The sequence below is a fragment of the Mycobacterium sp. NGS27 genome (assembly GCF_059813005.1).
Genome location: NZ_JCALDT010000014.1, coordinates 63,483 through 70,616 on the forward strand (window position 1 = coordinate 63,483; position 7,134 = coordinate 70,616).

The 7,134-nt window shown below is 65.8% G+C and carries 7 protein-coding genes; 4 read left to right on the forward strand and 3 right to left on the reverse strand.

Annotated features, from left to right (window positions below):
• Window positions 1-3 precede the first annotated feature (3 nt).
• From AC5Y30_RS25145 to AC5Y30_RS25155, 3 genes are all read left to right on the forward strand, one after another.
• Window positions 4-984: an AAA family ATPase gene (locus tag AC5Y30_RS25145; RefSeq protein WP_499921947.1), complete on the forward strand. Its 981-nt coding sequence runs from the start codon at window positions 4-6 to the stop codon at window positions 982-984.
• The gene (locus AC5Y30_RS25150) at window positions 981-2,240 is read left to right on the forward strand and encodes a DUF58 domain-containing protein (RefSeq protein ID WP_499921949.1); all 1,260 of its coding nucleotides are present in this window, start codon (window positions 981-983) and stop codon (window positions 2,238-2,240) included. Before AC5Y30_RS25145 ends, AC5Y30_RS25150 begins: the two co-directional genes overlap by 4 nt.
• A 61-nt stretch (window positions 2,241-2,301) precedes the next feature.
• The gene (locus AC5Y30_RS25155) at window positions 2,302-2,694 is read left to right on the forward strand and encodes a hypothetical protein (protein ID WP_499921969.1); all 393 of its coding nucleotides are present in this window, start codon (window positions 2,302-2,304) and stop codon (window positions 2,692-2,694) included.
• Window positions 2,695-2,742: 48 nt separating this feature from the next.
• Here the strand turns inward: AC5Y30_RS25155 and AC5Y30_RS25160 are convergent, their stop codons facing one another.
• Window positions 2,743-3,573: a class I SAM-dependent methyltransferase gene (locus tag AC5Y30_RS25160; RefSeq protein ID WP_499921951.1), complete on the reverse strand. Its 831-nt coding sequence runs from the start codon at window positions 3,571-3,573 to the stop codon at window positions 2,743-2,745.
• A 78-nt stretch (window positions 3,574-3,651) separates the two neighbouring features.
• Here AC5Y30_RS25160 and AC5Y30_RS25165 point away from each other — a divergent pair, with 78 nt between their 5' ends.
• Entirely contained in the window at window positions 3,652-4,278 is a 627-nt protein-coding gene (locus AC5Y30_RS25165; RefSeq protein ID WP_499921953.1) for a TetR/AcrR family transcriptional regulator, read from the forward strand.
• A gap of 57 nt (window positions 4,279-4,335) precedes the next feature.
• Here the strand turns inward: AC5Y30_RS25165 and nuoN are convergent, their stop codons facing one another.
• A complete protein-coding gene (nuoN, locus tag AC5Y30_RS25170; protein ID WP_499921955.1) occupies window positions 4,336-5,925 on the reverse strand; it encodes an NADH-quinone oxidoreductase subunit NuoN in 1,590 nt (529 codons plus the stop codon).
• Window positions 5,922-7,134, reverse strand: a 1,213-nt coding sequence (locus AC5Y30_RS25175) for an NADH-quinone oxidoreductase subunit M (protein WP_499921957.1), incomplete at its 5' end; no start/stop codon positions are given. The genes AC5Y30_RS25175 and nuoN, both read right to left, overlap by 4 nt.

Genomic DNA, 7,134 nt, shown 5'->3' on the forward strand with positions numbered 1-7,134 from the left:
AACATGACGCTGCCGGCCGCAACCACGACCGCCCACTGCGAGGCGATTCTCGACGAAATAGAACGCGTGGTGGTGGGGAAGCGGTCCGCGCTGCGGCTCATCCTCACCACGGTCCTTGCGCGCGGCCACATCCTCATCGAAGACCTGCCCGGCCTGGGCAAGACGCTGATCGCGAGATCGTTTGCCGCCGCGCTGGGGTTGCAATTCACCCGGGTGCAGTTCACCCCAGACCTATTGCCGGCGGACCTGCTCGGCTCGACGATCTACGACATGCAGTCCGGCCGCTTCGCGTTCCGGCCCGGCCCCATCTTCACCAACTTGCTTCTGGCCGACGAGATCAATCGCACACCGCCCAAAACCCAGGCGGCGCTGCTGGAGGCGATGGCCGAAGGCCAGGTCAGCATCGACGGCGAAACACACCAACTGCCAGAGCCTTTCATCGTGCTGGCCACCGACAACCCGATCGAGTACGAGGGCACATACCCACTACCCGAGGCGCAACTCGACCGGTTCGCGATCCGGCTGGAACTGCGGTATCTCAACGAGCGAGACGAGACCTCGATGCTGCGCCGCCGCCTCGAACGCGGTTCGGCGGAACCGACGGTCAACCAAGTCGTGGACGCACACGACCTGCTGGCCATGCGTGAATCGGTCGAGCAGGTGACCGTGCACGAAGACGTCCTGCATTATGTGGTGTCGCTGGCCAATGCGACGCGACACCATCCGCAGGTTGCGGTGGGTGCCAGCCCGCGCGCCGAACTCGATCTCGTGCAACTCGCCCGCGCCCGCGCGCTGCTGCTCGGCCGCGACTACGTCATCCCCGAGGACGTGAAGGCACTCGCGATTGCGGCGGTCTCGCACCGGATCACCCTGCGGCCCGAGATGTGGGTACGAAAGATCCAGGGCGCCGACGTGATCGGGGAGTTGCTGCACCGCCTACCCGTGCCGCGAACCGGTGCCGGCGGCGGAGAGAACCCGGCATGAGATCCAGCGTGGCAGTCGAGTTCCGCTGGCGCGCATCAGAATTGACACGGGCGATCGCAACGTGCGCGGGGTTTGCGATGGCCGCCGCCGTGATCGGCGCCCGCTGGCAGCTGATCGCCTTCGCGGCACCGCTGCTCGGCGTGTTGTGCTCGATCAGCTGGCAGCGGCCGGTCCCGACGATCCGGGTGCATGGCGAGCCCGACGCCCAGCGTTGCTTCGAAAACGAGCAGGCGCACATCAGGGTGTGGGCAACCGAAGAAGATGGGACTTCTGCGGTACAGGTCACGGTCCCCGACATCGCGGGCATGGAGCTTGAAATCGCCGAATCCGATGCGGCTCAGGAGAAAACCGTCACGGCGACCGCGCGGCGCTGGGGCCGGTATCCGATCGGGGTTCGCATCGACGTCGTTGCGCGCGGTGGGCTGCTCACCGGGACGGCCACCGTCGGGGCCGCCGAGGTCATCGTGTTTCCCTTGACGCCGCCACAGCAGACGCCCATTCCGCAGACGGAGCTGCTCGACCGGTTGGGTGCCCACCTGACCCGCCATGTCGGTCCGGGAGTGGAGTACGCCGACATTCGCCTGTATGTGCCCGGCGACCAACTGCGCGCGGTCAATTGGCCGGTGAGCGCGCGTCGTGGCCAATTGCACGTGACACAGCGATTGACGGACCGCGCCGCCGATGTGGTGGTCTTGATCGATGGGTACCGGCAGCCCGCGGGTCCGGCGACCGAGGCCACCGAACGCGTCGTGCGCGGAGCGGCGCAAGTGGTGCAAACCGCGTTGCGCCACGGTGATCGCGCCGGCATCGTCGCCCTCGGGGGTAACCGCCCGCGCTGGCTCGGCGCCGACATCGGGCAGCGTCAGTTCTATCGGGTGCTCGACACCGTCCTGAACGCCGGCGACCGGTTCGAACACACCACGGGCACATTGGCGCCGCGCGCGGCGGTTCCCGCGGGGGCGATCGTCATCGCGTTCTCCACCCTGCTCGACACCGAATTCGCCTTGGCCTTGATCGATCTGCGTAAGCGCGGCCATGTCGTGCTGGCCGTCGACATTCTCGATCGTTCGCCGTTCGAAGACGAACAGGATCCCCTGGTGGATCAAATGTGGGCGCTGCAGCGCTCCGCCATGTACCGGGACATGGCCACGATCGGGGTGGACATCGTGTCGTGGCCGGGCGATAGCGGTCTGGAGCAGTCCATGGGTGTGCTGCCGGATCGCCGCCGGCGTGTGCGGGGGAGGCTTCGTGGATAACGGCACGAGCGCGCTGACGCGGGTGGGAGCGCCCGCGTTCGCGACGGGCTTCGGTCTGCTCATGGTGGGCCTGGCCGCCGACGGTTGGCATGCCGCGGCGGTGGCCGCCTGGGCGGCGGCGCTGATCGCGGTCGCGGTCGGCATTGTATTTCGCCCCGCCGCAACGGTTGCCGTGCTGCTCGCGGCGGTCACCGCAATGCTGTCCAACCCGCCGGTGATATTCGTCGCGCTGTCCGGTCTGTCGGGCGCCGCCTACCTGGTATGCCGGCATGCGGCCGGCGCGTCCGCCCCGGTGGTGCTGGACAGCTGGCCGACGGCGGCCGGCGCCGTGGGGTTTACGTTCGCCGGGCTGGTCGCGACGTCGTTTCCCTTGCAGCTGCCGTGGTTGCCGCTGGTGGCCCCGCTGGGGGCGTTGGTGATCTACCTGTTGGCCATCCGGCCGTTCATGAGCTGACCGGTGATGCCACACGCAACGGAGGGGCACCAGAGCACTCCGAAGATACTAAAAGCTGAACCTCAGGATGCGCGCAGACCGTGCGGTCGACTTGCTCCACCCCGCCATCCGTGTCGAGATTCGCAACCACGTCGGAAATAGGTCCACCTCGGGCACACTCGTCAGGCTGGTCTCCTCGACGAGCTTGAGTTTGGGGTTCCAGCGTTCCGGCGTGTGGGGGTCGTTGTAACCCTCGAACGCACGGAGCTGGTTCACCTTCTTGAACATCTGCTGCGGGAACAACTTTGAGATCCACACGCCAATCACCATGCGTCCGTAGTCGTTGAACGTCAGTTGTCCGGCGGGGAAGTGGTCGGTGATCGCACGCATCACCGCGATGATCTGCTCCTTGTTGAGGAAGGGGAACAATCCGTCGGCGACGACGATCGCGGGGCGGTTCGCCGGAATCCCCGATATCCACTCAGGGTCGGTCACGGAGATTCCGATGGTGTGTTCGTGAGGTCCCGGTGGCATCACTTTGTCGCGCAGGGCGGCCAGCCCGGGCAGCTCGACGCTGTACCAGTCGATGGTGTCCGGTGGATCGACACGGGCGTACCCGTCGTCTAGCCCCGCGCCCAGATCGACCACCACGGCGTCGGCGTACTGGGCGATGAACGCGCGCACTCGGTCGTCGAGAAGTTTTGCGCGCAGGGATGTTTGACAAACCACGGGCGTCACGAGCCCCAGGCCGTCGAAGTCGTAGTCGATCTTTGTCACAGCATCGGCGGCACCTGGGTCGGGCAGGATGGGGCGTGCCCATCCGTTGTTGATCGCGCGTGCCTTCAAAGTCAAAAATGCGGTCTCTTCCTCCGCGGTGATGGCGCTGGTGTCAATGCCCATAGCCGTGCCTCCTTGAACTTCGATCGTCCTCGACTATACAGCTGTGTATTTTATTGTCCAGACGTGTAGTCTGTGGCGATGACCACGACGGATCCTGCCGATCTCACTGCCCGCGCCCGTATCAGGCATGCAGCGCTGCGCGAGTTCGGCGAAAAAGGATACGAAAGGGCGACTATCCGCAGCATTGCCGCGGCGGCAGGGGTGTCGTCCGGGCTGCTGCGGCACCACTTCGGTTCCAAGCAGGAGCTTCGTCAAGCGTGCGACGATTACCTTGTCAAAACCATGCGCGACCTCAACGCCCAGGTGCAGGACAACGCCAAACACGGTGACGTGCACTATGTTTCAGCCCGCATTCCTCTTGGACAATACCAGGACTACATCACCCGTGCCCTGGTCGAGGGCGGAGCCGGTGAGCTGTTCGACGCACTGGTGTCGATGACCGAGGAATGGCTTGCCTCGGCCGATGAACATCGTGCCGAGCCCGCCGATGTCGACGCCAAGTCGCGTGCCACGCTCATCACCGCAATGGCTCTTGCGGTGCCGTTGCTCCACGATCACATATCGCGCGGCTTGGGCGTGGACATCAACGCCGCGGAGGGCGATCTGCGGGTCGCGGCCACCTTGGTCGACATCTATTCAAATCCGCTGCTGACGCCCGAACAGGCCAAGTCTGCGCGCGACGACCTCGCGCGCAGAACTGGGTAGCAGGCGAGCACCTGCAGCCGTCAGTGAGAACACAGTTCTAGGAATTCGGCCGGCGCGTCAGTGCAGCAGCTCGGCGGCCCGGTCGGCGAGATCGAGCAGCGGCTGCGGGAAGATGCCCAGCGCCACCGTGACCGCGGCGCACAGCGCGATGGCGGCCTTGCTCAAGATGCCCGGCGCGACCACGTGCGGGGTATCCTCGGTCGCCTCGGTGAAGAACATCGACACGATCACCCGCACGTAGAAGTACGCGGCGACCCCGCTGGCGACCACACCGACGATCACCAGGGGCACCGCGCCGCCCTGCGCGGCGGCCTTGAAGACCGCCAGCTTGCTGACGAACCCACTCGTCAGCGGGATGCCGGCGAACGCCAACAAGAACATCGAAAACATCACGCCCACAATGGGTGAGCGCTGCCCCAGCCCCGCCCAGTGCGAGAGGGTCGCGTCCTCGACTCCGTCGGCGTCGCGGATCAAGCCGACGATCGCGAACGCGCCGACGGTGCTGAAGCTGTAAGCCAGCAGATAGAACAACGTGGAAGACAGGCCGGTGTGGTTGTCGGCGATGACGCCGGTGAGGATGAATCCGACATGGGCGACCGACGAATAGGCCAGCAGGCGTTTGACGTCGGTCTGGTTCACCGCGGTGATGGTGCCGACCGCCATGGTCAGGATCGAGATGGCCCACAGCACCGGGCGCCACTGATCGTGCAGCGGCGGCAGTGCCACATAGATAACCCGAAGCAGCGCACCGAAAGCCGCGACCTTCGTGGCCGCCGCCATGAACCCGGTGATCGGCGTCGGCGCGCCCTGGTACACGTCGGGAATCCACGAATGGAACGGAACGGCACCGACTTTGAACAGCAGGCCAACCGAGAGCAGTGCGACACCCACCAGCGCCATCGAAGTGTCGCCGTGCGCGGCCAGCGCATCACGGATGCCCGTCAGCAGCAGCGTGCCGGTCGCGCCGTAGAGCAGGGCGACGCCGTAGAGGAAGAACGCCGACGAAAACGCGCCCAGCAGAAAATATTTCATCGCCGCTTCCTGCGAGAGCAGGCGGCGATGACGGGCCAGTCCGCACATCAGGTACAGCGGCAGGGACAACACTTCCAGCGCGACGAACATGGTCAGCAGGTCATTGGATGCGGGGAAGACCATCATGCCGCCGACCGACAGCAGAGCCAGTGGGAACAGCTCCGTCTGGGCGGCCCCGGCCCGCTCTGCCTCGCGCTCGGCGTCGCCGTCGGGCACAGCCGATGCCTGTGGCGTGAAGGAGTCCAGGCCGCCCGAGCCGGCCCTGCCGACCCCGACGGACACCTTGCTCTCCGCTTTGGGCTGGGCGCGCTCGGCGATGAAGATGACCGCCATCACTGCGACCAGCAGCACCGTGCCCTGCAGATACAGCGTCGGGCGGTCAATGGCCATGGCGCCCAAAACCGCTACCCGGCCCGGGATCTGGACCGAGCGGCTCACGGCGATGACCGCCACGAAGGCGGCGACCAAACCGGCGAGCGAGAGTGCCACCTGCGCGGTGTAGCGAATTCGCCTGGGCAGGAACGCCTCTGCGAGGACGCCCACCACAGCCACGCCGAACACGATAAGCGTCGGGCAGAGCAGGAAGTACTGGATGCTCGGGGTAGGCAGGGTCATCGCGGTCCTTCGGCGGTCCGGTGTGCTTCGGCCGGTCTGGGTGTTCCCACCGGGACGGTCGGCTTGGGGTCATGCTGACCCGTGGTGGTCATGGTGTTCTCGACGGCGGGGTTGATGATGTCGAGCACGGGCTTGGGGTAGATGCCGAGCACCAACAGCAGCGCGATCAGCGGTGCGACCACTATCAATTCGCGCGCGCGCAGGTCGCCGATCTTCTCGTTGCCGCTGACGACCGGCCCGGTCATCACGCGCTGGTACAGCCACAACATGTAGACCGCCGAGAGCACCAGCGCGGTGACCCCGAACGCGGCGGCCAGCCAGTAGCGGTTGAAAGTGCCCAGCAGCACCAGGAATTCGCTGATGAACGGCGCCAGGCCCGGCAGTGACAGGGTGGCCATGGCCGAGACCAGGAAGGTGCCCGCCAATACCGGCGCCACCTTCTGCACGCCACCGTAGTCGGCGATCGCCCGGCTGCCGTGCCGCGATATCAGGAATCCGGCGATCAGGAAGACCGCGGCCGTGGACAGGCCGTGGTTGAGCATGTACAGCGTCGACCCGCTCTGCCCCTGGCTGGTCATCACGAAGATGCCCAGAATGATGAATCCGAAGTGCGAGATCGACGTGTAGGCGATCAGCCGCATGATGTCGGTCTGGCCGATGGCGACGATTGCGCCGTATACCACCCCGATGACCGCCAGCACGACGATCAGTGGGCGGAAATACGTTGAGGCGCCGGGGAACAGCTGGAGACAGTACCGCAGCATGCCGAAGGTGCCGACCTTGTCCATCACCGCCATCATCAGCACCGCGGTGGCAGGCGTGGCCTCGACCGCGGCGTCGGGCAGCCAACGGTGGAACGGCCACAGCGGGGCCTTGATCGCGAACGCGAACATGAAGCCCAAGAAGAGCGCCTTGAACACCCCGGAGTCCGCGCCGTAACGACCGGAGGCGACGCCGGCCACGATCTCGCGGAAGTCGAACGTGCCCGAACCGTGTTGCGAGGTCACCACATACAGCCCGATCACCGCGGCCAGCATGATCAGGCCGCCGAACAGGTTGTACAACAAGAACTTCACGGCGGCACGCGACCTGCCGGGGCCGCCGCCGAAGCCGCCGATGAGGAAGTACATCGGGATGAGCATGGCCTCGAAGAAGACGTAGAACAGCAACACGTCCAGGGCGACGACCGAGATCAGCACCATCGACTCG